This is a genomic window from Bradyrhizobium sp. IC4060 (assembly GCF_020193715.1).
GTDB classification, from domain to species: domain Bacteria; phylum Pseudomonadota; class Alphaproteobacteria; order Rhizobiales; family Xanthobacteraceae; genus Bradyrhizobium; species Bradyrhizobium yuanmingense.
On the sequence record NZ_JADYVJ010000002.1, the window covers coordinates 872,869 to 897,523 of the forward strand.

Here is a 24,655-nt window from a genome sequence, read left to right on the forward strand (position 1 = left end):
TCCCTCACGTTCGTCCTCACCGCACGATCATCGACTCCGGCCAGTTCGGTGCTTGCCACACCGTCGACCACGGCTGGTCACCCCCACAGCCGCGCGCCGTGACATCCACGCGGACGAGCACGAAGCTGCTGGTGCCACTGGTATAGCCTTCGGTCGTTCCCAGGCGGTAGACGTGACGAAGGCGAGAGCTCGGACACATGTCTGTTCCGGTCTCAGCCTCGAACACGCCGGCCTCCTTTCGCCAGGTGATGAGGCCCGGCCGCGGCGTGGTGCCGAACCCGGTGTTCTGTGCGAAGAATGGAAACGCGACGAGCTTCGGATGGCGCGCGTCCTTAAGGTCGAAGACGAGATGACTTCCCACGATCCACTGACAATATACGAGGACGAAACGGCGCTCTCTCTCGACCAAGAAGCGAAGCGGAATCTGTTTCATGCCTTTTTCGACGTCGCAGTTTTCGCGTTGTGCTGCGCGCGCCACCTGCCGTGGGACCTCGGCGAGGGCTGAGACCTGGAAATCCGTTCTGCCTCCAAACGGGATGGGATCGAAGGCGGCAGTCTCATCTCGACTGCCGGCGCTCTGCTTGTCCTCGCCGAACGCGGCGGAGGTCAAGTGAACTGCGGCGAGGAGCATCAAGAGACCGACCCCAACCCTCACGCTCTTCAATGTCGAACGCATCGCATGAATTCCTAGAACTGATACCGCAACCCCCCCATCTACCGGGATCACCGCTCCCGTGATGTACCGCACCCGCGAGGCCCAAAACACTACGAGCGCACTCATGCGGTCAAGCCGGGCCGTTTCGGCGATCTCGAGCCAGCTGTGGTGGCACGAGAACAACTGAAGGGACACGCCTGGGTGTGTAACGGGCATGGGCGCGATGAGGCAAGTGAAGGACCCGCATCCGGGAGTTACGATCCTCGAAATTTGAGGCGCTCCCAACGCGGGCTTGGGCTGTCGACTCGCCTACTGCCAAGATCGGCGTCGCATCGCCAAGCTACCAGTAACTTTTGAACGTTTGCGCATTCGTCGTTCCTCAGCCTTTTCCAGGCGGGTACGAAGGTTCTGAAGCTCCGTCAGTTGAGAGCTGAGCGACAAAACACGTTGACGCAGAATCGCAATACGGTCGCACTGACCACGAGTACTCATGACGCGCCCTAAACTATGACTGTCAGGAAATGAACAGCTGGGCCAAGAAACAGAATGGACTTAAACCTATGGGTGTTGATGACCATAGCAAAGGTTCATGAAATTTGATTGACACGCGCGGCAGGGACGTCGCCGACCGCGATCGGAACATGCCAAAGATCAAAGCGCCGTTGGATCGGTGATTTTGCGCGACCACCCCAGTTCGATTCCGAGTTCTTACGGAAAACCGCTGCTAGAGCACAAGCCCGAGCACCAACCAGCTGGCAACAGACAAACAGACGCCAATTCCCAAATACGGCAACGCAATGCGCATGGTCATTCCTCCATGCCTAGACGCGACGAGAACATGGTCAGATACGCAGATTCGGGGCGCCAGCCCTATATTCCATGCGATGTATGAGGTTGTTTAACGGCATCCGACGAGCATATTTAATTTGACTTTTGAATATGGTCAAAATTATATGTATTTGAGTTAATTGCTATATTTAATTTGGGCGTGTCGCCGCGCCGCAACACATTATCTACGCGTGTTCTGATCGGGTGCCGAAACCATGCGAACAGGCTGGGCGATCGCTCCATTGGAGTTGCTCTTGAGAGAGGCGTGATGCATGCGCCAATCAATCGATACTGCACCCAGGGACCGAGAAAGCACCCGAATAGAAGATGCGGCGGAGGAGCTCGGTCACGGGTCGCCCGAGACGGGCAGATGGGGCGGCTCGCCGCTCCGCTCTTCACGGACCCATTGGTGGGGTGAGACCGAGGATATCGATCCGGAGGAGACGGGTGGTTCGCTCATTGCAGCTGTCGTTCTGGTCACCCTTATCTTCGCTGGGGTGACCCTGCTCGGTGCTTTCGACCCGTTCAAGGCACAACCGACTGCCGAAACAACTCGAATCGACGGCGGGAGCGCCGCCGGCCTCGACCAGCGGCCTGACTTCGCGACCGGATCGCCAGCACTCCTTCAGAGCGAAATGTCCAAGGCCCCGATTCAGGCGGTCTCCGCAAGCACGGCGGGCCCGCCACCACGGCTCGACGCCGACGGGCGCAGTGACGCGCTCTCCGGTGAACTGGCCGGCGCGCGCAGGGAGCTCGAAGAGGCGGTCCAGCGCACGCATGCAGCGGAAACTGCCACGGAGGAGCTGCGGCAGTCTCTTCAAATTGAGCGAGCCCGCAGCGCCGCCTTCGCGGACGAACTTGCCGGAACCCGCCGCGAAGTAGAGGCTCGTATCGCGCAGGCGCGCGAGGCGGACGAGGTGGCCGCACAGCAGAGGGATGCGGCGGCGTGGGAGATCGCTGAACTGCGGCAGTCCCTGCAGCAGGAGCGGGAAAAGAGCGCCGTCCTGGCGAACCGAGTGAGCGCCGCGCAGGCGATAGCGGCAAGCGCTGAGCAAGAACGCTACGAGGCGCAGTCACGCGCCGCCGCCCTCGCGAGCGAGCTTGCCGGCATGACTGGGGGATCGGCTACGGCCGACGGTGCGACGGCGGAGCAAAGCGAGGCGGTGGGCGGGGAGATCGCGGAATTGCGGCAGTCCTTGCAGCAGGAGCGCGAAAGGAACGCAGCCCTCGCGCAACAAGAGGACGCCGCGCGGTCGGCAACGGCGAACGCCGAGCAACAACGCCGTGCCCTCGAAGAGGCCCAGGCTCATGCTGCCGCGCTGGAGAGCAAGCTTGCGCAAACGCGCGGCGTCATCGAATCGCTGAACGGGCATCTGCGCGAGGCGAACGATGCAGCCTCGCAGCAGAGACAGGCAGCGAACCGGGAGATCGCCGAACTGCGACAGTCGCTGGAGCGGGAGCGGAGCAGGACTGAAGCCAGGGAGAGCGAGATCGCCTCGGTATCGCGCCTTATCGATCAGCACGCCCCGGCGGCGCAAAGAAACGGCGGCCCGACCTTGTCGACGGCGCAGAACGTGACCGCAACGGAGCCGCCGACGAATCCAGGCCAGGACGAGGTGGAGGCCCGATTGATCCCGCGTGCCAGAGCGTTGCTCGATCAGGGCAATATCGGTGCAGCGCGGATTGTGCTCGAGCTTGCGGCTGAGAAGAACAGTGCGCAGGCGACCTTCATGCTCGCGGAGACATATGATCCGGCGGTTCTGTCGGCTTGGGGTGCCTATGGAACGCGCGGCGAGGCGGCCAAGGCGCGCGAGCTCTACGCGAAGGCACAGAGGAGCGGCATTCGCGGAGCCAAGGAACGACTGGATGCATTGCATCACTGAGAGTGGGCTTTGCATTCATGCCGGGAAGAGTGGTGACGGTGGGCAATCCGGAAAGGAACGACATGAACAAGCTGCCAAGGTCGCTCTCGTCGCTCGTGCTCGCCGCGCTGGTGCCGATTGCCGTGCTGCTTCAAACGACTTGCCTGGAAGCACAAACCGCAAGATCCGCCAAGGCGGATGCACAAATGCTCCGACGGCCGCTCCCTCAGGAGAGCGAAAAGGGCCGGATGAACGCCTGGACCGTCGGGCTCGCCGGCGGCCTGCTCGAGGGCGCGCCGATCCGCCTCGCGGCAGAAATGGCCCGTGTCGTCGACGACGGAGCAGAGCTGCATCTCCTGCCGATCGTCACCCGGGGCGCCACCGACAATCTGAATGCGCTGCTCTATCTGCGTGGTGTCGATACCGCGATCATCAATTCCGACGCGCTCGAGGAGTACAAGCTTCAGGTTCCGCAGATCCAAAGCCGCATCACTTATCTGCTCAATCTGTTTCCGTCCGAGTTGCACATCTTCGTGCGGCCGGAGATCACGAGCCTGCAGGACCTTGCCGGCAAGAAGGTGAACTTCAATACTCAGGGCACCGCAGCCGCCTATTCCGGTCCGCTGATCTTCAGCCGCCTCGGCATCGACGTCGACAAGACGTTCATTCCGCATCAGCTTGCCCTGGAACAGATGCGCAAGGGGGAGATGTCGGCCGTCGTGTTCATCACGTCGAAGCCCGTGGACGCCTTCGTGCGAGGCCGCTGGGAAGCTGGATTCAAGTTCCTGCCGGTCCATTACGACAGGAAGTTCGAGGACTATTATCTGCCGGCGACCTTGAACGCCAACGAGTATCCCAATCTGATCAAACAGGGTGAGCGGGTTGCGACTCTTGCCGTGCCGACGGCTCTCGTTGCATTCAACTGGCCGCCACGCTCAAACCGCTATCAACGCGTGGCGCGCCTCGTCGAGTACCTGTTCTCGCGGATTGACCGCCTGCAGGCACCAGGCTTCGATCCGAAATGGCAGTCCATCAATCTCGCGGCGTCCGTCCCCGGGCTCACCCGCTTCCCGGCTGCGCAGGAATGGCTGGATCGCAAGGCACGCAGCGTACAGGCGAGGCCATGAAGAGTGCCGTTCCTCCGTTCGCCGTCGCCTTGAACGTAGCCTGCGGAATCGCTTACGCGCAAGACACGGGCGATGCCGTCGAATCACTTCGGGCTTGTTCGGCGATGGAAGGGCGGGGCCGGCTGGAATGCCTGCAAGAACTGTCACGTAAGATTCCGCCGCCCGGGCGGCGGGCGTCAGACGGCGGCTGGCTGATCAGCGAGACCACCTCGCCGGTCGACTATTCACCCGTCGTCACCGCCACCACCTTTTCGGTTGGCGGCTCGGATGGAGCCACGATGCAACTCGCAATCCACTGCCGCAAAGGCCGAACGGAAGTCACGGTCGCCGGACCGGCGCTGTCACGGAGCGCCAACGAATACGTCATCTCCTTTCGGCTGAATGCGGACACGCCGATGCAACTCGCGGCGGCGTCGCCGTCATTCGGCTCCGGCGTCGCTTTCGGGGGCGACGTCGTAAAGTTGCTGAACGCGCTACCCGACGAGGGTCACATCGTCGTGCGCCTTTTCGCCCGCACTGGTCAGGTGCAAGACGGACAGTTCCTGCTCAGCGGATTCGAGAACGTGCGCAAGAGAATGGCGGCTGCATGCAAATGGCCACATAGCGTCGCCAGACCGGGAAGGTGATGGTCAAGGAACGGGAGACACGAGATGATCAATCCGAAGTTGACGATAGCAATCATCGGCGGCCTGGCGATGGTGCTTCTGGTCGAACCAAGCGTGCAGGCGCAACAGGACAACCAGTTGATCCCGCAGATGAGCGAGAAGAATCAGGCACGCGATCCGAACCAACCGACTAGACGGATGCACGTGAGCAAGCCGGGGCAGACTCACACGAGCAAGCAAACCGCTGCGACACGGGCGGCGATGGCTCAGGCGACAAAACCCGAGATCGTCAAAAAGCCGCACCAGCTAATATTGCAGGTCAATTCCAACGAACCTGCGATGATGAACCTCACGCTCAACAATGCCACCAATGTCGCGCAATATTACCGCGATCTCGGTGAACCAGTCTCAATCGAGATTGTCACCTTTGGTCCCGGTCTTCATATGCTGCGCGATGATAGCTCGCCGGTAAAGCCACGCATCGAGGTGCTCGCGATGAGCAATCCCGAAATCTCCTTCAAAGGCTGCGGCAACACCCAGGAAAATATGCGGAAGGCGGAGAACAAGGAGATCAATCTGATTCCGCAGGCGACGGTGGTCAAATCGGGTGTCGTCCGCGTCATGGAGCTGCAGGAACAGGGCTGGAGCTACGTCAAACCGTGAGGTCCGGCGACAATGGGGCCATCGGATGCGCAGTTAGAGCGGAATGGCTTTAGGTTGAATCGATTGCCACGGGCTCGGTGCAACCTCTCCCGCTCTTGTCCGCCGAAGCCTTGGCGAAGGCGGATGCGGGAGAGGTCACGCCACCGGCTTGCGCCGACGGCGCGCCCGACGACAGTCTCCGGCGCGGGTCAGGGCTTTCTCCTCTCGGGGCTATCCCATTGCGGAAACATTCCCCAGCCCTCTCCCGCAAGCGGGAGAGGGAGTGCACTTGCCTTGTAGCAATCTCCTTCACCAGCTCGGCGAGCAGGTCGGCGCGGCGCGCCACACCGACGACGCGCACACCTTCGGCGGCGCGGCCCCTGGCGATGGCGCGGCCGATGCCGATGCTCGCGCCGGTGACGACGGCGGTTTTCGATTTGAGCCCGAGGTCCATGGTCGCACGCTCCCTTGGTCCTGCCTGCTTTTTGTTGTTCGTTTGCCGCTCTGTCCCGCGGGCTTGCGAATTGCCCGACCGGGACGAGCAGTGGTAACCAAGAGGCTTGCCGAAGGACAAGAGCCTTGGCGAGGGAAATACGAAGAACAAAGGCGTCGAAGGATGGTCTGGGATCCGCAGCAATATCTGAAGTTCTCCGGCCATCGGCTCCGGCCCGCCGTCGACCTGTTGATGCGGATTCCCGATTTTGCCCCACGCGCGATCGCCGATCTCGGCGCCGGCGCCGGCAACGTCACCAAATTGATCACGGAGCGCTGGCCGGAGGCACGCGTGACCGGGGTCGAGGGCTCGGCGGAGATGGTCGCGGCAGGACGCAAGGCCGCGCCTGACGTGGAATGGTCACATGAGGATCTCGGCCATTGGAGTCCCGCTGGGCAGTACGACTTGATCTATTCCAATGCCGCACTGCATTGGCTGCCCAATCATGCGGCACTGTTTCCGTCGCTGATGGAGAAGGTGACGCCCGGGGGCATGCTCGCGGTGCAGATGCCGCGCAATTTCCTCGCGCCTTCGCATGTGCTGATCGGCGAGACTGCGCTCGACGGCCCATGGCGCTCCAAGGTGGAGCATCTCGTCATCCGGCCGCCGGTGGAAGGGCCGGGCTTCTATCACGATCTGCTCGCGCCGATGTCGGCCAACATCGACATCTGGGAGACCGAATATCTGCAGGTGCTCGAAGGCGACAATCCCGTGAAGGAATGGACCAAGGGCACCTGGCTGACGCGCTATCTCGACGTGCTCCAAGGCGAGGAGAAGGCCGCGTTCGAAGCCGCCTACGGGATGCGCGTCGCAAGGGCCTATCCGAAGAATGCGGCGGGGCAGACGCTGTTCCCGTTCCGGCGCCTCTTCATGGTCGCCCAGCGCAAAGGCTGATGGCGCTGCCGCAACGCGGCATAGCACGCGTTGCCTTGGACACGCGCGGATGCCGGCTTGCGCATCCGGCGGTCATCACGTTAGCTTGGCAGCGCTTAGCTCTCGTTGTTACCGACGGCTGCGGCCCAATAACAACAATACCAACGGTCGGGGGCAATTGCGCTCCCGGCCGTTGCGCTTGAATGATCCAATCCGGGGGGACCAAGTTGCTGCGTGTGCTGAATCGCTTTCTCGATCATCTCGAGGAATGGCTGATCGCGACGATGATCGCGGCTGCGACGTCGCTCATCTTCGTCGCGGTGGTGCACCGTTACGGCGCCGGGCTGTCGATCGACCTCGCCAAATGGGCGGAAGCCCGCAACCTCACCGTCCTGGCGGTGCCCGCGCGCGCGACGTTCGCCTGGCTTGCCGCGCTCGATTTGTCATGGGCGCAGGAGCTCTGCATCTACATGTTCATCTGGATGGCGAAGTTCGGCGCCGCCTACGGCGTGCGGACCGGCATCCATGTCGGCGTCGACGTGCTGGTCAACATCCTGCCGGGCGGCTCGCGCCGCCGCATCATCACCTTCGGCCTGCTGTGCGGCGCGCTGTTCACCGCCATCGTGGGCTATTTCGGAGCCGCCTTCGTCAGCCACATGTGGCACAGCGGCCAACAGTCCAACGACCTCGAGGCGCCGATGTGGGTGGTGTACCTCACCATTCCGATCGGCTCCGGCCTGATGTGCTTCCGCTTCCTGCAGGTCGCCTGGTCGTTCTACCGCACCGGCGAGCTGCCGCATCACGATATGGCGGGCGTCGAGGGCGTCGAGGCGGATCCGGTGCATCCGGCGCCGGTCACGCCCACCCAGGTGGTCCGGGACGAGCGCAGCCCGCTCGGCTGGATCCTGATGCTGCTGCCGGTCCTGATCGTCGCGCTGTGCTTCGCGCATGCGGCCCATGTCATCACCTTGCCGCAGGGCCTGCGCGTCTTCATCGTGTTCGCGCTGCTGCTCTCGCTGATGCTGACGGGCATGCCGATCTCGATCGCGCTGGGTCTGACCGTGCTCAGCTTCATGTTCACGCTGACCGACGTGCGAACCGAATCGGTGGCGCTGAAGCTGTTCACCGGCATCGAGAATTTCGAGATCATGGCGATCCCGTTCTTTATCCTCGCCGGCAACTTCCTGACCCATGGCGGTGTGGCGCGGCGGATGATCACCTTCGCAACCTCGCTGGTCGGCCATTGGTACGGCGGGCTCGCGCTGTCGGGCGTGGTCGCCTGCGCGCTGTTCGCCGCGATCTCCGGCTCCTCGCCGGCGACCGTGGTGGCGATCGGCTCAGTGATCCTGCCCGCGATGGTCGCGCAAGGCTTTCCGAAGCGGTTCGGCGCCGGCGTGATCACGACGTCGGGCTCGCTCGGCATTCTGATTCCGCCATCGATCCCGATGGTGCTCTACGCCGTCTCCACCAACAGCTCGGTAGGCAAGCTCTTCATCGCCGGCATCGTGCCGGGGCTTGCGCTCGCCACGCTGCTCGGCATGACGACGTTCTATCGCGCCTGGCGCAACGACTATCCGCGGATGCCGAAGGCGACCTTCATGGAGCGTCTCGATGCGTTCCGCAAGTCGATCTGGGGCATCCTCCTGATCGTGATCGTGATCGGCGGCATCTACAGCGGCCTGTTCACGCCGACTGAAGCTGCCGCCGTCAGCGCGGTCTACGCCTTCATCGTCGCGGTGTTCATCTACAAGGACCTGAAGCTGCGCGACGTGCCGCGCGTGCTGCTGTCGTCGGCCAACCTTTCGGCGATGCTGCTCTACATCATCACCAATGCCGTGCTGTTCTCGTTCCTGATGACCTACGAGAACGTGCCGCAGGCGCTGGCGCAATGGATGATCGACCAGGGCCTGGGCTGGATCGGTTTCCTGCTGCTCGTCAACATCCTGCTGCTGCTCGCAGGCAATGTGATGGAGCCGTCCTCGATCATCCTGATCATGGCGCCGATCCTGTTTCCGGTCGCGGTCAAGCTCGGCATCGACCCGATTCATTTCGGCATCCTGATGACGGTCAACATGGAGGTCGGCCTGTGCCATCCGCCGGTCGGCCTCAATCTCTACGTCGCCTCGGGCATCGCCAAGATGGGGATCACCGAGCTCACGGTCGCAGTGTGGCCGTGGCTGCTGACGATGCTGGGCTTCCTCGTGGTGGTGACCTATTGGCCGGGCCTGTCGCTGTGGCTGCCGCGGCTATTGGGGATGTAGCGGGGTGAGCGGCGTAGGAAGGATGTTCGAGATCGCCAAGTCCTCCGTGATTGCGAGCGCAGCGAAGCAATCCAGAGTCCCTCCGCGGAAAGATCCTGGATTGCTTCGCTGCGCTCGCAATGACGAATTGATAGGGCCGGGCGCTTACGCAAATCATGGCCGGTACTGGCCCGGCCATGAGGTTTGCGCCTAAGTTGCCTTCCTACTCTGCGCTGCTCACCAGCTTGATCCGCGGTGCCTGCGCCTCGGTCAGGCTGCGATATGCGGCGAGGTAGTCCAGGGCCATGCGCCGCGCGGTGAAGCGGGTCTCGAACTGCTTGCGGATCGCGGCGCGGTCGAGTTGCGGAAGCCGGTTCACCACGCCCGCGGCGCTGATGACGTCTTCGACGATGAAGCCGGTGAGGCCCTCGTCGATGATCTCCGGCACCGAGCCGCGGTTGAAGGCGACGACCGGCGTTCCGCACGCCATGGCCTCGATCATGACGAGGCCGAACGGCTCCGGCCAGTCGATCGGCAGCAAGAGGCCGAGCGCGCCGCTGAGGAAATCCGATTTCTCGTGATCGCTGATCTCGCCGATGAAATCGACCAACGGATTGTTCTCGATCATCGGCCGGATCAGCTCGTCGTAATAATCCTGGTCGGCACGGTCGACCTTGGCCGCGATCTTGAGCGGAATGCCGCAATGGGTCGCGATCTTGATGGCGCGATCGACGCCCTTCTCGGGCGCGATGCGGCCGAGCACGGCGAGGTATTCCTGTTTCGCCGGCTTCGGCGTCAGCAGCTTCTCCGGCAGGCCGTGATGGATCGTCGTCACCCAGTTCGCCTGCGGCACCGGCCGCCGCTGCGCATTGGAGATCGAGATGACCGGCATCTTGGTGAACGTGTTGAAGACCGGCTGATGCTCGGGAAGATCGAGCCGGCCGTGCAACGTCGTCACGAACGGGGTCGGCTGGCGGTGGAACAACGACCAGGGATAATAGTCGAGATGGAAGTGGAGGAAATCGAACTCCTCGTCGTCACATTTTTGCCGCACCCGCTCCAGCAACACCATGTGCAGCGCGTTGGGATCGCGCACGGAACCGTCGAGCCGAAGCGCCCGCGGCCATAATGCATCGAGCTTGGCCGATGTGCGCGAGTCGCCGCTGGCGAAAAGCGTCACGTCATGGCCCAGGGCCACCAGCTCTTCCGTCAACCAATGCACCACCCGCTCGGTGCCGCCATACAGCTTGGGTGGAACAGCCTCCGTCAACGGAGCTACCTGCGCGATGCGCATCTCACCATCTCCTCTGCGATCATGAATGTTGAAACCCCCGCCTTAACGGCACCGGCAATGCCAGACGAGGGAACGTTCCCGCACCTGCGAAGTTCCTTCCCCCGAACGTTACATATTCGACACGTCGGCGGAGCGTCGCGATGCTGCCACTACATCTTCGCACATCGTCCGCATCCGCATGTCGTGATGGGATTGCCCGGGAACCGAGGCGAAGCGGTCGATGTTCACTCGACCAGTAACAAACGAAAATCAGCATAACGGGGCGACAGCCATATGGATCAGCTTTCTGGATACGCGCGCAGGCCATTTGCCTTTGTCTTGCGCTATCTCCGGCGTCGTCTTGCGTCGCATTTGGTGATCCTCGTCGCGGTCGTGGGGGCCGTTGCCTGTTCCGTAGGCACCCAGTATGGTGTCAAAGCTTTGGTCGACGCCTTGTCTGCCGGTCCGTCGTATGGCGGTGGCGTATGGCTGGCATTCATTCTGCTCATGTCACTCATCGCCGCCGACAACTTCCTGTGGCGGATCGCAAGCTGGACGGCGAGCTTCACCTTTGTCCGGGTCACGGGCGATTTACGGCGCGACATCTTTCGTCATCTGACCGGACACGCGCCGAGCTATTTCTCGGACCGGATGCCGGGCATGCTGACGAGCCGCATCACCGCGACCTCGAACGCGGTGTTCACTGTCGAGAACATGTTCGTCTGGAATGTGTTGCCGCCGTGCATTGCCACAATTGCGGCAATCATCCTGATTGGAACCGTCAGTCCCTACATGGCGCTCGGCCTGATCGCGATCGCGGGCGGCATGGTGGTTGCGATGTTTCGTCTGGCCGCGGCCGGCAAGCCGCTGCATGACGATTTCGCCGACAAGGCCGCATTGGTCGACGGCGAGATGATCGACGTCATCAGCAACATGCCGCTGGTGCGCGCCTTCTGCGGCATCAGCCACGAGCATGAGCGGTTCGACGCGACCGTGAACCAGGAGCTGACCGCGCGCAGCCGCAGCCTGCGTTATCTGGAGAAGCTGCGGCTGTTGCATGCCGTCATCACCGTGCTTCTGACCATTGCGCTGATGGCCTGGGCGATCTCGCTCTGGCAGAAGGGCCAAGCGACGACCGGCGACGTCGTGCTGGTCTGTACGCTCGGCATCTCGATCCTGAGCGCGACGCGCGATCTCGCGGTGGCGCTGGTCGACGTCACCCAGCACGTCGCGCGTCTGACAGAGGCGATCGCCACGCTGCTGGTGCCGCACGAGCTCCGCGATCATCCCGAGGCCGAGCCCCTGGTCAAAAGCGGCGCGGCCATCGCGTACAACAACGTCACCTTCGGCTATCCCGGCAGCGACAAGATCTTCGAGCGCTTCAGCCTGCGCCTCCAGCCCGGCCAGCGCGTCGGACTGGTCGGCCAGTCCGGCGGCGGCAAGTCGACGCTGTTCACGCTGCTGCAGCGCTTCTACGACGTCGACGAGGGCAATATCACCATTGACGGCCAGGACATCTCGAAGGTGACGCAGCTGAGCCTGCGCGAGGCGATTTCCGTCGTGCCGCAGGACATTTCCTTGTTTCATCGCTCGATTCGCGAGAACATCCGTTATGGCCGGCCGAACGCGACCGACGACGAGGTGCTGCGCGCGGCGATCGCAGCGCGCTGCGACTTCGTCGAGAGCCTGCCCGAGGGCCTCGACACCATGGTCGGCGACCGCGGCGTCAAGATGTCGGGCGGCCAGCGCCAGCGCATCGCGATCGCGCGCGCCTTCCTGAAGGACGCGCCGATCCTGCTGCTGGACGAGGCGACCGCCGCGCTCGACAGCGAATCCGAAGAGGCGATCCGCGAGGCGCTGTCCCGCCTGATGCGCGGCCGCACCGTGATCGCGATCGCTCATCGCCTTGCGACGCTGCGCAATTTCGATCGTGTCGTGGTGTTGAGGAATGGTAAGATCATCGAGGACGGCTCGCCCGAGCGCCTGATGCAGGGTCACGGGCCGTATCGTGAGCTGGTCACGCAGGAAATGAGCCGGCTCGCGCAAGCCGCCGCGTAAACCAACAGTCGCGTTCTCGAGTCGGTCGCGTTTCGAATCAAGCGCAGGGGAGCAGCGCATGTCGGCAGAAGCCGTAACCCAGTTCGTCTCCGTGACGCGGACCCCGGAACAGGTCGCGGAACAGCCCTTCTACATTCCGATGACCGGGCCCTCGGCCCGGCCGCGGCGTTCGCTCAAGCACGACGACACCTTTATCGTGCTCGACAGCCACGGCGACATCGGCGCGTCCGCTGGCGGGCCGGACGGGCTGTTCCATCACGACACGCGCTATCTTGCGCGGCTGGAGCTCGTGCTCGACGATCTCCAGCCGCTGCTGCTCGGCTCGAATCTGCGCGACGACAATTCGGCGTTGACCGTCGATCTCACCAATCCGGACATCTACCGGCAGGGCAACCTCGTTCTGCAAAAGGACCTGTTGCACGTCGTGCGCACCATCTTCCTGTGGCGCGGCACCGCCTACCAGCGCATCGGCGTGCAGAACCATGGCGACCGGCGCACCAGCTTCGAGCTGACGCTGCTGTTCGGCAACGACTTCGCCGATCTGTTCGAGGTTCGCGGCGAGCGGCGGCCGCGCCGCGGCGTCGGAACCGGCCGGCTGCTCGGGCCGACCGACGTCCTGTTCGAGTATCGCGGCCTTGACGACGCCGAGCGGACCACCGGCCTGCATTTCGATCCGCGTCCGACGCGGCTCTCGGTCAACGCTGCGACGTGGGAACTCGACCTTGAGCCGCACCAGGCCAAATCGCTGTTCGTGGCCGTGTCCTGCAACCGGCCGCTGACGGAGAAGCCGGTGCGGTTCTTCCCGGGTCTGCTGGCGCACCGCCGCGAGATGCGGCAGTCGACCATGGGCGCGGCCAGCATCGAGACCTCCAACAACATCTTCAACGAGGTGCTGTGCCAGGCCATGGCCGACCTCAACATGCTGATGACCGAGACGCCGCAGGGACGCTATCCCTATGCCGGCATTCCCTGGTACTCGACGACGTTCGGGCGCGACGGCCTCATCACCGCGCTGCAGATGCTCTGGGTCGATCCGCGCATTGCCAAGGGCGTCCTGCGCCGGCTCGCGCATTTCCAGGCCGCGGCGGTCGATCCGCTCGCGGACGCCGCGCCCGGCAAGATCCTGCACGAGATGCGCGGCGGCGAGATGGCGGCGCTCGGGGAAGTCCCGTTCGCGCATTACTACGGCAGCGTCGATTCGACCGCGCTGTTCGTGCTGCTCGCAGGCAGCTATTTCGAGCGCACCGGCGACGAGGCCACGTTGATCGAGCTGTGGCCGGCGATCGAGGCGGGGCTGGCCTGGATCGACGGCCCTGGTGATCCCGACCAAGACGGTTTCGTCGAATACCAGCGCGCGACCGAGAAAGGGCTGGCGAACCAGGGCTGGAAGGATTCCTATGACGCGATCTTCCATGCCGACGGCCGGCTTGCCGAGGGCAATATCGCGCTCGCGGAGGTCCAGGGCTACGTCTTCGCCGCCAAGCAGCTCGCGGCGCGTTGCGCGCTGCGGCTCGGCAAGCCGGACCGCGTGCGCAAGCTCGAGGCCGAAGCCAGGGCGCTCGCCGAGCGCTTCGAGCAGGCGTTCTGGTGCGAGGAGCTCGGCACCTATGCGCTCGCGCTCGACGGCAAGAAGCGGCCCTGCAAGGTCAGGACCTCGAATGCCGGGCAGATCCTGTTCAGCGGCATGGTCCGCGAGGACCGCGCGCGTCTCGTCGCTGCCGATCTGATGCGGCCGCATTTCTTCTCGGGCTGGGGCATCCGCACCGTCGCGCAAGGCGAGGTGCGCTACAACCCGATGTCCTACCATGACGGATCGATCTGGCCGCACGACAACGCGCTGATCGCGCTGGGGCTGGCGCGCTACGGCCTCAAGCATTCGGTGGCGCATGTCTTCAAGGGTCTGTTCGATGCCGCGACCTACATGGATTTGCGCCGGTTGCCCGAATTGTTCTGCGGCTTCCGGCGCGAGAAGCGGCGCGGGCCGACGCTTTACCCGGTCGCCTGCGCGCCGCAGGCCTGGGCCAGCGCGACGCCGTTCACGCTGCTGGAGGCGGCGCTCGGCCTCGAGTTCGACGTCGCGCGCGGCGAGATTCGCCTGCGCAACCCGCATCTGCCGGCGTTCCTCAACGAGGTGATCCTGCGCGATCTGCGCCTTGGCGAATCCAGCGTCGATCTTCGCGTCAGCCGTCACGGCGACGACGTGGCGCTGGAAGTGTTGCGCACGCGCGGTCAGATCCAGGTCTCGATCGTGCTGGCGCGCTAGAGGCGCGAGGAGGAGGTCATGCGTGCGATCGGAAGGTTGATCTTGGGCGTGGCGATCGTCGCGGGCTTGACGGTCGCCGAATCGCGCGCGGCCGAGGAGCCGCCTGCATCCCCGAGCGAGGCAAAGGCACCGGCAAATGTGCAACCGCCGGCTTCCACGGTGCCCGTCACGCCCAAGGACGCCGCGCCGCCGCCATCGGTGACCATCATCGGCGCGAGCGAGGCCCACGGCGTTCTCGGCCGCGACGTTCGCAGCGCCGCCGGCGAGGACATGGGTCGCATCGTCGACGTCATCGTCGATCGCACCGGCCATGTCCGCGCTGCGGCGATCGATTTCGGCGGCTTCCTCGGCGTCGGCAGCCGCAAGATCGTCGTCGACTGGAACGCGCTGCGCTTCGGCAAGATCGCCAACAAGAAGGACAGCATCACGCTGGAATTGACCAAGGCGCAGGTCGCGGCCGCACCGGAATACAAGGAGGACACGCCGATCGTCGTGCTCGGCGCGTCCGGCAGCCTTCAGCCGCTGCAAGCGATTCAGTGAGGTGCAGGGAGGGCTGACCGCCCGTGCTGTTGTCGAGGAAGCCGAATCATGCAGATCGCGGCGGCGTCGTCGAGCAGGACAACGTCGCGGAGCCGGCGGCTGCGGGCATTCCGGCGCCGTCGCGCCAGAGCCTGCGCGGCCTCGACTGGTTCATCTTCTTCCTCGCCGACGTGCAGACCGGATTCGGTCCCTTCATCGCGGTCTATCTGACGACGCAGAAATGGACCCAGGTCGAGATCGGGTTCGTGCTGTCGATCGGCGGCATCGTCGCCCTGATCGGCCAGATGCCGGGCGGCGCGATCATCGATGCCGCGAAATCGGAGCGCCTCGTCGCTGCCCTCGCGATCGCGACCATCGGCGCCTGCGCGCTGGCCTATGCGGCGATGCCGATCTTCGCCGTCGTGGTGACCGCCGCCACGCTGCATGCGATGGCGAGCTGCGTGCTCGGGCCGGCGATCGCCGCGATCAGCCTCGGCCTCGTCGGCCCGCTCGCGATCGGCGAGCGGCTCGGGCGCAACGCGCGCTTCGCCTCGCTCGGCAACGGCGTCGCGGCGGCGGTGATGGGCACCGCGGGCTACCTGTTATCGAGCCGCTCGGTCTTCCTGGTCACCTTCCTGCTCGTGATTCCAACCCTGATCGCTCTGTCGCGCATCCGCGAGAACGAGGTCGACATCAGGCGCTGTCACGGCGAGCTGCCGCCTGAAGCCGCCGACCGCGGCGATCCCAATATCTGGCACCTGATCCGGCAGCGCCCGCTCATCGTGTTCGCGCTCAGCGTGCTGCTGCTGCAGCTCGCGAACGCCGCGATGATGCCGCTGATGGCGAGCGCGGTGACGGCGCGATCGAGCCAATGGGCGACCGTGCTCGTCGCCTTTTGCATCGTCGTTCCGCAAGCGATCGTGGCGCTGCTGTCGCCGACGGTCGGGCGCAAGGCGCAAGCGTGGGGCCGGCGCCCGCTGCTGCTGATCGGATTCGGTGCTCTGGCGATTCGCGGCCTGTTGTTTGCGACCGTGCGCGATCCGTATCTGTTGGTGCTGGTGCAGGTGTTCGACGGCATCACCGCGGCGGTCTTCGCGGTGATGATCCCGCTGATCGTCGCCGACGTCGCGTTCGGCAGCGGGCATTTCAACCTGGCGCAGGGGATCGTCGGCACCGCAACGGGCATCGGCGCGTCGCTGAGCACGGTGCTTGGCGGCTATGTCAGCGACAAGTTCGGCAATGCCACCGCATTCATCGGGCTGTCCGGCGTTGCCGCAGCGGGGCTCCTGCTGATCTTCTTTGTGATGCCGGAGACGCGGCGCACGGGTCTGACAGCCACCAAAGAAATGGCCGGCTGAACGAATTCAGCCGGCCAAAGTGGGTGGGGAGGAAGATTGAGGATCAGGCGTCGAGATTGTGCAGACGCTGGCGGTTGCGCAGCACGATCTGGCGGGCACCGGAGAAACCGAGAATGCCCTGAGCGTGAAGCTGCGACAGCGCGCGCGACACGGTCTCCAAGGTGAGGCCGAGATAGTCGCCGATGTCGCGGCGGCACATCGGCAGTGCCATCATGCCGGCGACGGCGAGGCGGCGGTCCATTTCGAGCAGGAAGGTCGCAACACGCTCCATCGCAGTCTTGCGGCCCAGCAGCAGCATGTGGTCCTCGGCATGGCGCAACTCGCCGGCGGTCATGGCCCAGAGCTTGCGGGCGACCTGCACGTCGGTGCCGGCGGCCTTTTCCAGGCTGGCGCGCTTCACGAGGCGGACTGTGGTGTCGATGATGGCTTCAGCGGCGAGGCGGTGAGTGGGACCGGATTCGAGGCCGAACACGTCGCCGGGAAGATGGAAGGCGCCGATCTGGCGGCGGCCGTCGGAGAGAAGCTTGTAGCTGCGCACCGCGCCGGTCACGACCTGATAGACATATTCGGCCGCCTCCTCCTCGCCATAGATCTCCTCGTCCTTGCCGTAGGAGAACTCGGTGGCGACCAGGCCGACATGGCCCGCGATCGCGCCGAACTGGTCGGTAACGGGGTGGGCAGGAGCAATCTTGCCACCGATTTGGGTGTTGATCGCCTGGGTGTTGAGCGTCTGGGTCAGCATCTGCGCCATCTCCGTTGTGATGGAGCACTGCTACGATGAAACACGCAATCCGGAAATTTCGCGCGTTATCTTAGGGATGTTTACCTACGTAGAGTCCCTAGGTCCCGCTCCGGGGCGGTCCTGGATGGCGTGGCGGATGCACTTGACCAGGTTTTCGTCGAGAAGCGGCTTCAAAACGACGTCCTTGATGCCCGCCATCGCGGCCCGGGCCGAGATGTTCTCGTCGGGATAGCCGGTGATCAGGATCACGGGCGCGTCGCGGTGGGATTTGCGAAGCCGGCCGGTCAAATCGATGCCGTTGATGTCGGGCATCTTGTAGTCGATGACGTAGCAGTCCGGCCCGGGCGCGGCGCCGAGATTGAGCAGCGCCGTGCCACTCCTGAAGGTCCGCACGGCGAAGCCGTCGGTCTCCAGCAGGAACCGCAGGGATCCGAGAACTGCGGCATCATCGTCGACCACAAAGACGGTGGGTTGTGGGGAGGACGACGGCCGCGCACGATGTGGGCTGACCTCAACCATGCTGTCTGGCTAGCACTGCGCCGTGAAGTCGCCTTGACCTGCCTCAATCGTTGAGCATGCCGGCGCGCATCGCGAGGCGAACCAGTTCCGAAAGGCTGCTCGCTTGCATCTTGGTCATGACGTTGGCCCGGTAGACCTCGATGGTCCGCGGGCTGATGTCGTATTCGCGGGCGATCAGCTTGTTGGAGAGGCCCGCGACCAGCCCCTCCATGACCTGGCGCTCCCGCGGGCTCAAGGATGCGACGCGGGCAGCGATATCCTGCGCGACGGCCTCGTTCTTGGCGGCGGGCTCGGCCTGGCGGAGCGCCGACTCGATCATGGCGGTGAGACGGTCGTCATCGAATGGCTTTTCCAGGAAGTCGACCGCCCCGAGCTTCATCGCCTCGACCGCCAGCGGCACGTCGCCGTGACCGGTCATGATCACGATCGGGAACGGGCTTTGCTGCGCCTTCATCCGCTTCAAGAGCTCGATGCCGTCGAGGCCGGGCATGCGCACGTCGGAGACGATGCAGCCGAAACCGAGGCCGGGCAGGGCTTCGAGAAAGGCGAGCGCGTCGTCGAACAAAGTGACGGCGAAGCCGGCGGAATCCAGCAGGAAGTTCAGCGAGTCCCGCATCGCCGCGTCGTCGTCGATGACGTAAACATTTCCCTTGGTCGTCATGGATCAGCTCTCGTCGGTTGCCGGCAGGGTGAAGCGGAACGTCGCTCCGCCCGTTGCGTTGCTCTCGGCCCACATGCGGCCGCCATGGGCCTCGATGATCGAGCGGCTGATGGAGAGTCCCACGCCCATGCCGGTGTCCTTGGTGGTGAAGAAGGTCTGGAACAGGTTTGGAATGATGTCTTCCCGGAAGCCGATGCCGGTGTCGGAGACCTCCACCTCGATCATGCCGTCGGCGACACGGGTGTTGGCGACAACGAGTTCGCGCCGCTGCGATTGCGCCATCGCCTCGAGCGCGTTGCGGAACAGGTTGACCAGCACCTGCTGAATCTGCACCCGGTCGGCGAGAACGAGGTCGGCGTCGGGATCGAGGCTGAAGCGGAGCTGCACGTTCTGCTCGCGCGCGCCGGCGAGCCCGAGCGCGCCGGCTTCCTCGATAAGCTTGGACAGGCTCTCGACCCGCTTCTCGGATTCGCCGCGGGAGACGAAGTCGCGCAGGCGGCGGATGATCTGGCCGGCGCGCAATGCCTGTTCCGCCGCGCGGTCCAGCGCGCTTTCGACCTTCGGCATGTTGGGATCGGTGCTGCCGGCGAGGAGGCGCCGCGATCCCTTCATGTAATTGCTGATCGCCGCCAGCGGCTGGTTGAGCTCGTGGGCGAGCGCGGAAGCCATCTCGCCCATCGCGGTCAGCCGCGACACGTGCACGAGCTCGGATTGCAGCTCCTGGAGCCGCGCCTGGGTCTGCTGGTGCTCGGTGAGATCGCGCACGAAGCCGGTGAAATGGGGCTCGCCCGCGCGTTGCGTCTTCCCGACGGACAGGTGCATCGGGAAGGTCGTGCCGTCGCGGCGTTTGCCCGTCACGATCCGGCCGATGCCGATGATGTGCGGATCATTGGTCCTGAGATAGCGCGTGAGATAGCTGTCGTGACGCGACTGATCGGGTTCCGGCATGAGAATGCTCACGTTCCGGCCGATCGCTTCCTGCCTGCTGTAGCCGAACAGCCGCTCCGCCGCGCTGCTGAAGAGCTGCATGATGCCGCGTGAATCGATGACGATCATGGCATCGGGCACCGTTTCGAGAATCGAGCGAAGATGATTCTCCTGGGACCGCAGGGCCTCTTCGAGCTGCTTCTCCTCGTTGATGTCGAGGAATATCCCGCTGAGGTGACGCGGCGTGCCCGCTTCGTCGCGGATCACGCCGGCCCTGGCCCGGATCCATTGACCCTTCCCGGATGCGCCCCCGATCTTGAAGGACAGGTCGAGACCCCCGCCGCCTTCCGATGTGCGGCCGATCGCCTTCAGGAGGTGGTCCCGATCGCCCGGCTCCAAGAGGGAAAGAAAGAGATCGTAGCTGACAGCCTGGTCCGGCTTCAGGCCAAACAGCCGCTTGGCCGTGTCCGACCATTCGAGCTCGCGGGTCTGGAGGTCGAGGTCCCAGGTTCCGACCCCAAATCCCTCGATGCGGACTCGGAAGGGCTCGCCCCGACCATCGTCTGCCGGATGGGTCACGCGGGTCGGCGCCAAGCTCTGCTCCTCTTCTCGGCGGGTCGGCAGGATGCCGTTACCGCGTCGGCAATGTCGCCCAAGGCTTGGCCGGAGGCAAGCGCGGGCGTTGAATCCACTGGCGGATTCCCCATCGCCGGGAGAGCGGACCACCAGAGGCGTCGGATTTGATCTAGCTCAGCCTGTTGCGCGGCAGCCGGTCTAGGATTCAAAAAATTCTGTAATGCTGGAGATTCCCGATGACATACGCGACAGTCATGGTCAGCCTGGCGCTCGATCAGCCCAACGAAGCGCGTCTTCAGGTCGCAGGCGAGCTCGCCGAACGATTCGAGGCGGCCATCGTCGGGGTCGCTGCGGCGCAGTTCGTCCCGCCGCTCTATTTCACCGACGGCGCAGAGGCGCAAGCGCTGATCGACGAGGGCGAAGCTTCGATCAAGCGGCGGCTGGCCGGGCTCGAAGCGCAATTCCGGGCGGCCGTGAAGAATCGCGGTGGGCATGCGGAGTGGCGCAGCGCGATGGATTATCCGGCCCGCTTCGTCACGGCGCAGGCGCGTTGCGCCGACATCGTCGTCAGCGGCGGGCAGAGCCCGGCCTTCTCCGATGCTTTCTCGCTGGCGAGTCCCAAGGACCTGGTGATGCAGACCGGCCGCCCGCTGCTCGTCGTTCCCGACCGGGCCAACTGGCTCGACCTGCGCAGCGTGCTGGTGGCGTGGAAGGACACGCCGGAAGCGCGGCGGGCGGTGGCGGGCGCGCTGCCGATGCTGCACAAGGCGAAGGACGTCACCATCGTGGAAATCCCGGAGCGGGGCGACGAACGTTCGGCCGTGATGGCCGGTGTCAGCGACGTTGCCGCCTGGCTCGGCCGCCACGGCATCACCGCGACTGCGCGGGTTCTCGAGGCCGCAGGAAACGAAACCCCTGCTGCGCGGTTGGAGAAAGTCGCCGGCGACACCGGCGCGGGCCTGATCGTCGCGGGCGCCTATGGTCATTCGAGATTTCGCGAACTGATCCTCGGAGGCGTCACCCAATATCTGGTGACGCAAACCGTCCGCAGCGTGCTGCTGTCGCACTGACCATCGGCTGGCCAGTTGGAGGAATCGAGGAGGACGCGCCGTGTACCAATTTCTTGAACAGACCGTCGACGGCTACATGACGCGCAACGTCAAGACGGTGCAGCGCGGCCTCGATTTGTTCCAGCTCAGCGAGATGTTCGAGACCGACGATTTCAATTCCTATCCGGTCGAAGACGACGGGCAGGTGGTCGGCATCGTGACCAAGTTCGACATCCTGAAGTGCTTCGCCTTTACGCCGAGCCAGATGTTGCCGCGCTACGACGACCTGATGAGCCGCAAGATCGGCGACGTCATGACGCCCGAGTTCATCTATGTCAGCCCCGACACGCGGCTGACGCGCGTGCTCCAGATCATGGTCGAGCACCGCATCAGGAGCATCATCGTGCTCGACGGCGCGCAGAAGCTCGCCGGCATCATCGCGCGCGAGGACGTCATTGCGGCGCTCAAGGCGACGGCGCGGGAGTGACGTCTGGATCCTTCTGTTCCAACCTCCGTGATTTCACGGAGGTTATCTATCTTTCTTCCCTTCTCCCCTTGCGGGAGAAGGTGGCGCGAAGCGCCGGATGAGGGGTCCGCTTCAACGAAAAAACTTTTCGTGCGGAACCAACCCCTCACCCAAGTGAGTTTGCCGCACCTTTCTCGCTGCCCTCTCCCACAAGGGGAGAGGGCATTTCAAGCGGCACTGCATCGGCTCACATTAACAGAAATCCATCTATCTTGATTTCAATCAATTCGCCGCGAAGGTGGATGTGGTTTCTGGCAGCGTGTTCTTTCAGAGAGAATCCGCATGAGCCAGCCCTCCATCTCAAAATCCATGACCATCGGTGAAAGCGGCTTGGCTGTCGTATTCGCAGTCACCGCTTTCCTCTGCGTGATCGCCTCGGCCAAGGCGCTCGATGCGCCCTTCGCGTTCCACGCTGCGCTCAGCGCGGCGGCGAGCCTCGCTGCGGTGTTCTTCATCGTCAACCGCTACTTCGAGCGGCCGGCGGCGCTGCCGGCCCAGGAGATCAACGGCCGCCCGAACTACAGCATGGGGCCGATCAAGTTCTCGGCCTTCATGGCGATGTTCTGGGGCATTGCCGGATTCCTCGTCGGCCTCATCATCGCCTCGCAGCTGGCCTGGCCCGCGCTGAACTTCGATCTGCCCTGGATCAGCTTCGGCCGCCTGCGTCCGCTGCACACCTCCGCCGTGATCTTCGCCTTCGGCGGCAACGTGTTGATCGCGACCTCTTTCTACGTGGTGCAGAAGTCCTGCCGCGCCCGCCTTGCCGGTGACCTCGCGCCGTGGTTCGTCGTGCTCGGCTACAACTTCTTCATCCTGATCGCCGGCACCGGCTATCTGCTCGGCGTCACCCAGTCAAAGGAATATGCCGAGCCGGAATGGTACGCCGATCTGTGGCTGACCATCGTCTGGGTCGTCTATCTGCTCGTCTTCCTTGCCACCATCTTCAAGCGCAAGGAGCCGCACATCTTCGTTGCGAACTGGTTCTATCTCGCCTTCATCGTGACGATCGCGGTGCTGCATCTCGGCAACAACCCGGCGCTGCCCGTTTCGGTGTTCGGCTCGAAGTCCTACGTCGCCTGGGGCGGCATCCAGGACGCCATGTTCCAGTGGTGGTACGGCCACAACGCGGTCGGCTTCTTCCTGACCGCCGGCTTCCTCGCCATCATGTACTACTTCATCCCGAAGCGTGCCGAGCGGCCGATCTATTCCTACCGGCTCTCTATCATCCACTTCTGGGCGCTGATCTTTCTCTACATCTGGGCAGGTCCCCACCATCTGCACTACACGGCGCTGCCGGACTGGACGCAGACGCTCGGCATGACCTTCTCGATCATGCTGTGGATGCCCTCCTGGGGCGGCATGATCAACGGCCTGATGACGCTGTCGGGTGCCTGGGACAAGCTGCGCACCGATCCCGTGCTGCGCATGCTCGTGGTCTCCGTCGCCTTCTACGGCATGTCGACCTTCGAAGGCCCGATGATGTCGATCAAGGTGGTCAACTCGCTCAGCCACTACACCGACTGGACCATCGGCCACGTGCATTCCGGCGCGCTCGGCTGGGTCGGCTTCGTCTCCTTCGGCGCGCTGTACTGCCTGGTGCCGTGGGCCTGGAATCGCAAGGGCCTCTACAGCCTCAAGCTCGTCAACTGGCACTTCTGGGTCGCCACCCTTGGCATCGTCCTCTACATCTCGGCGATGTGGGTCTCCGGCATCCTGCAAGGCCTGATGTGGCGCGCCTACACCTCGCTCGGCTTCCTCGAATATTCCTTCATCGAGACCGTCGAGGCGATGCATCCCTTCTACATCATCCGCGCCGCAGGCGGCGGCCTGTTCCTGATCGGCTCGCTGATCATGGCCTACAATCTCTGGATGACGGTTCGCGTCGGCGAGCAGGAAGTCCAGATGCCCGTCGCTCTTCAGCCGGCGGAATGAGGAGCTCAAGCAATGTCGTTCTGGACACGCCACCAAATCTTCGAAAAGAACTCGATCATCCTGGTCGTCGGTATCCTCCTCGTGGTTGCGATCGGCGGTCTCGTCGAGATCACTCCGCTGTTCTACCTCAAGAGCACGATCGAGAAGGTCGATGGGGTCAGGCCCTACACGCCGCTCGAGCTCGCCGGACGCAACGTCTACGTCCGCGAGGGCTGCTATCTCTGCCACTCGCAGATGGTCCGGCCCTTGCGCGACGAGGTCGAGCGCTACGGCCACTTCTCGCTCGCCGCGGAGAGCATGTATGACCACCCGTTCCAGTGGGGCTCCAAGCGCACCGGTCCGGATCTCGCGCGCGTCGGCGCCAAGTATTCCGACGAGTGGCACGTCACCCATCTGGCCAACCCGCGCGCGATCGTGCCGCAGTCCGTGATGCCCGGCTATCCGTTCCTCAGCAAGGCCGAGATCGACCCCGATGCGATCGCCGGCGACATGCGCACCCTCAGGACCGTCGGCGTCCCTTATAGCGACGAGCAGATCGCCAATGCCGCCGGCGACCTGAAGGCCCAGGCCGATCCGGACAATGCCGGCACCGACGCCTTCACCAAGCGCTACGCCAAGGCCGTCGTACGCAATTTCGACGGCAAGACCGGCACGCCGACCGAGATGGACGCGCTGGTCGCGTACCTGCAGATGCTCGGTACGCTGGTCGACTTCAAGATCTACAACGAGAAAGCCAATCTTCGCTGAGAAGGCATGAACGATGAAAGCCATCCTGACCGTCCATAATCTTGCGTCCGATCTCGTGACGACGATCTGGACACCGGTGTTCGTCGCGATCTTTCTCGCGATCATCGCCTACGCATTTTGGCCCCGTAACAAGGCTGCGTTCGACAAGGCAGCGCACCTGCCCTTGCGGGAGGAGTGAGA

Annotated in this window: 21 protein-coding genes and 2 pseudogenes; 16 read left to right on the forward strand and 7 right to left on the reverse strand. The window is 63.9% G+C overall.

Translation table 11 applies throughout. From position 1 onward, the window contains the following. Positions 1-16: 16 nt before the first annotated feature. The gene (locus tag I6F16_RS10990; RefSeq protein WP_225112684.1) at positions 17-676 is read right to left on the reverse strand and encodes a hypothetical protein; all 660 of its coding nucleotides are present in this window, start codon (positions 674-676) and stop codon (positions 17-19) included. Between the two features lie 1,079 nt (positions 677-1,755). Here I6F16_RS10990 and I6F16_RS10995 point away from each other — a divergent pair. The 4 genes from I6F16_RS10995 (at position 1,756) to I6F16_RS11010 (ending at position 5,740) form a co-directional block, all read left to right on the forward strand. After that, positions 1,756-3,366: a hypothetical protein gene (locus tag I6F16_RS10995; RefSeq protein WP_225112683.1), complete on the forward strand. Its 1,611-nt coding sequence runs from the start codon at positions 1,756-1,758 to the stop codon at positions 3,364-3,366. 62 nt (positions 3,367-3,428) lie between these two features. Next, on the forward strand, positions 3,429-4,472 hold the full coding sequence (locus I6F16_RS11000) for a TAXI family TRAP transporter solute-binding subunit (RefSeq protein WP_157783996.1): 1,044 nt from the start codon (positions 3,429-3,431) through the stop codon (positions 4,470-4,472). After that, positions 4,469-5,098, forward strand: coding sequence for a hypothetical protein (locus tag I6F16_RS11005; RefSeq protein ID WP_074447514.1), 630 nt, complete (start codon positions 4,469-4,471; stop codon positions 5,096-5,098). Before I6F16_RS11000 ends, I6F16_RS11005 begins: the two co-directional genes overlap by 4 nt. Before the next feature lie 24 nt (positions 5,099-5,122). Continuing rightward, positions 5,123-5,740, forward strand: coding sequence for a hypothetical protein (locus tag I6F16_RS11010; protein ID WP_225173688.1), 618 nt, complete (start codon positions 5,123-5,125; stop codon positions 5,738-5,740). A gap of 280 nt (positions 5,741-6,020) precedes the next feature. Here I6F16_RS11010 and I6F16_RS11015 read toward each other — a convergent pair. Further along, positions 6,021-6,173: pseudogene (locus tag I6F16_RS11015) on the reverse strand (SDR family NAD(P)-dependent oxidoreductase); the annotation flags it as partial. A gap of 162 nt (positions 6,174-6,335) precedes the next feature. On the opposite strand from I6F16_RS11015, the gene I6F16_RS11020 reads away from it, so the two are divergent. The 3 genes and pseudogenes from I6F16_RS11020 to I6F16_RS38175 all read left to right on the forward strand — a co-directional run bounded on the left by I6F16_RS11020 (position 6,336) and on the right by I6F16_RS38175 (position 9,346). After that, positions 6,336-7,106 (forward strand): methyltransferase domain-containing protein, encoded by a 771-nt coding sequence (locus I6F16_RS11020; protein WP_225112681.1) that lies wholly within the window; start codon positions 6,336-6,338, stop codon positions 7,104-7,106. A 263-nt stretch (positions 7,107-7,369) separates the two neighbouring features. Then, positions 7,370-7,846 (forward strand): annotated as a pseudogene (locus tag I6F16_RS38170) (TRAP transporter small permease subunit); the annotation flags it as partial. A gap of 219 nt (positions 7,847-8,065) precedes the next feature. Next, positions 8,066-9,346 (forward strand): TRAP transporter large permease subunit, encoded by a 1,281-nt coding sequence (locus tag I6F16_RS38175; RefSeq protein ID WP_036025977.1) that lies wholly within the window; start codon positions 8,066-8,068, stop codon positions 9,344-9,346. Positions 9,347-9,548: 202 nt separating this feature from the next. Here I6F16_RS38175 and I6F16_RS11035 read toward each other — a convergent pair whose 3' ends face one another. Beyond that, complete coding sequence (locus I6F16_RS11035) at positions 9,549-10,619, reverse strand: glycosyltransferase family 4 protein (RefSeq protein WP_036004379.1); 1,071 nt, start codon at positions 10,617-10,619, stop codon at positions 9,549-9,551. 273 nt (positions 10,620-10,892) lie between these two features. Between I6F16_RS11035 and I6F16_RS11040 the strand changes: the two genes are divergently transcribed. The 4 genes from I6F16_RS11040 to I6F16_RS11055 are packed head-to-tail and all read left to right on the forward strand — an operon-like array spanning position 10,893 to position 16,796. Beyond that, entirely contained in the window at positions 10,893-12,656 is a 1,764-nt protein-coding gene (locus I6F16_RS11040) for an ABC transporter ATP-binding protein (protein ID WP_225112680.1), read from the forward strand. Positions 12,657-12,714: 58 nt separating this feature from the next. Further along, positions 12,715-14,919 (forward strand): amylo-alpha-1,6-glucosidase, encoded by a 2,205-nt coding sequence (locus tag I6F16_RS11045; RefSeq protein WP_036004384.1) that lies wholly within the window; start codon positions 12,715-12,717, stop codon positions 14,917-14,919. Between the two features lie 18 nt (positions 14,920-14,937). Beyond that, a complete protein-coding gene (locus tag I6F16_RS11050) occupies positions 14,938-15,459 on the forward strand; it encodes a PRC-barrel domain-containing protein (RefSeq protein ID WP_057026798.1) in 522 nt (173 codons plus the stop codon). Between the two features lie 23 nt (positions 15,460-15,482). After that, complete coding sequence (locus I6F16_RS11055) at positions 15,483-16,796, forward strand: MFS transporter (protein WP_036004390.1); 1,314 nt, start codon at positions 15,483-15,485, stop codon at positions 16,794-16,796. Positions 16,797-16,839: 43 nt separating this feature from the next. Here the strand turns inward: I6F16_RS11055 and I6F16_RS11060 are convergent, their stop codons facing one another. The 4 genes from I6F16_RS11060 to fixL form a co-directional block, all read right to left on the reverse strand. Further along, positions 16,840-17,538 (reverse strand): helix-turn-helix domain-containing protein, encoded by a 699-nt coding sequence (locus I6F16_RS11060; RefSeq protein WP_036004466.1) that lies wholly within the window; start codon positions 17,536-17,538, stop codon positions 16,840-16,842. Between the two features lie 84 nt (positions 17,539-17,622). Further along, positions 17,623-18,057, reverse strand: a complete 435-nt coding sequence (locus I6F16_RS11065; RefSeq protein ID WP_036004393.1) for a response regulator — start codon at positions 18,055-18,057, stop codon at positions 17,623-17,625. Between the two features lie 43 nt (positions 18,058-18,100). Continuing rightward, positions 18,101-18,718: a response regulator FixJ gene (fixJ, locus tag I6F16_RS11070; RefSeq protein ID WP_225112679.1), complete on the reverse strand. Its 618-nt coding sequence runs from the start codon at positions 18,716-18,718 to the stop codon at positions 18,101-18,103. A 3-nt stretch (positions 18,719-18,721) separates the two neighbouring features. After that, a complete protein-coding gene (gene fixL, locus I6F16_RS11075; protein WP_225112678.1) occupies positions 18,722-20,239 on the reverse strand; it encodes a sensor protein FixL in 1,518 nt (505 codons plus the stop codon). Positions 20,240-20,457: 218 nt separating this feature from the next. Here fixL and I6F16_RS11080 point away from each other — a divergent pair, with 218 nt between their 5' ends. The 5 genes from I6F16_RS11080 (at position 20,458) to I6F16_RS11100 (ending at position 24,653) form a co-directional block, all read left to right on the forward strand. After that, positions 20,458-21,291: a universal stress protein gene (locus I6F16_RS11080; protein WP_036004402.1), complete on the forward strand. Its 834-nt coding sequence runs from the start codon at positions 20,458-20,460 to the stop codon at positions 21,289-21,291. Between the two features lie 40 nt (positions 21,292-21,331). Then, positions 21,332-21,757: a CBS domain-containing protein gene (locus I6F16_RS11085; RefSeq protein ID WP_036004405.1), complete on the forward strand. Its 426-nt coding sequence runs from the start codon at positions 21,332-21,334 to the stop codon at positions 21,755-21,757. Between the two features lie 321 nt (positions 21,758-22,078). Then, positions 22,079-23,728 carry a cytochrome-c oxidase, cbb3-type subunit I gene (gene ccoN / locus I6F16_RS11090; protein ID WP_036004408.1) on the forward strand — a complete coding sequence of 550 codons (1,650 nt, stop codon included), beginning with the start codon at positions 22,079-22,081 and terminating at the stop codon, positions 23,726-23,728. A 12-nt stretch (positions 23,729-23,740) separates the two neighbouring features. Next, a complete protein-coding gene (gene ccoO, locus I6F16_RS11095; protein ID WP_225112677.1) occupies positions 23,741-24,475 on the forward strand; it encodes a cytochrome-c oxidase, cbb3-type subunit II in 735 nt (244 codons plus the stop codon). A gap of 13 nt (positions 24,476-24,488) precedes the next feature. Then, entirely contained in the window at positions 24,489-24,653 is a 165-nt protein-coding gene (locus I6F16_RS11100) for a cbb3-type cytochrome c oxidase subunit 3 (protein WP_025034779.1), read from the forward strand. Positions 24,654-24,655: the final 2 nt, after the last annotated feature.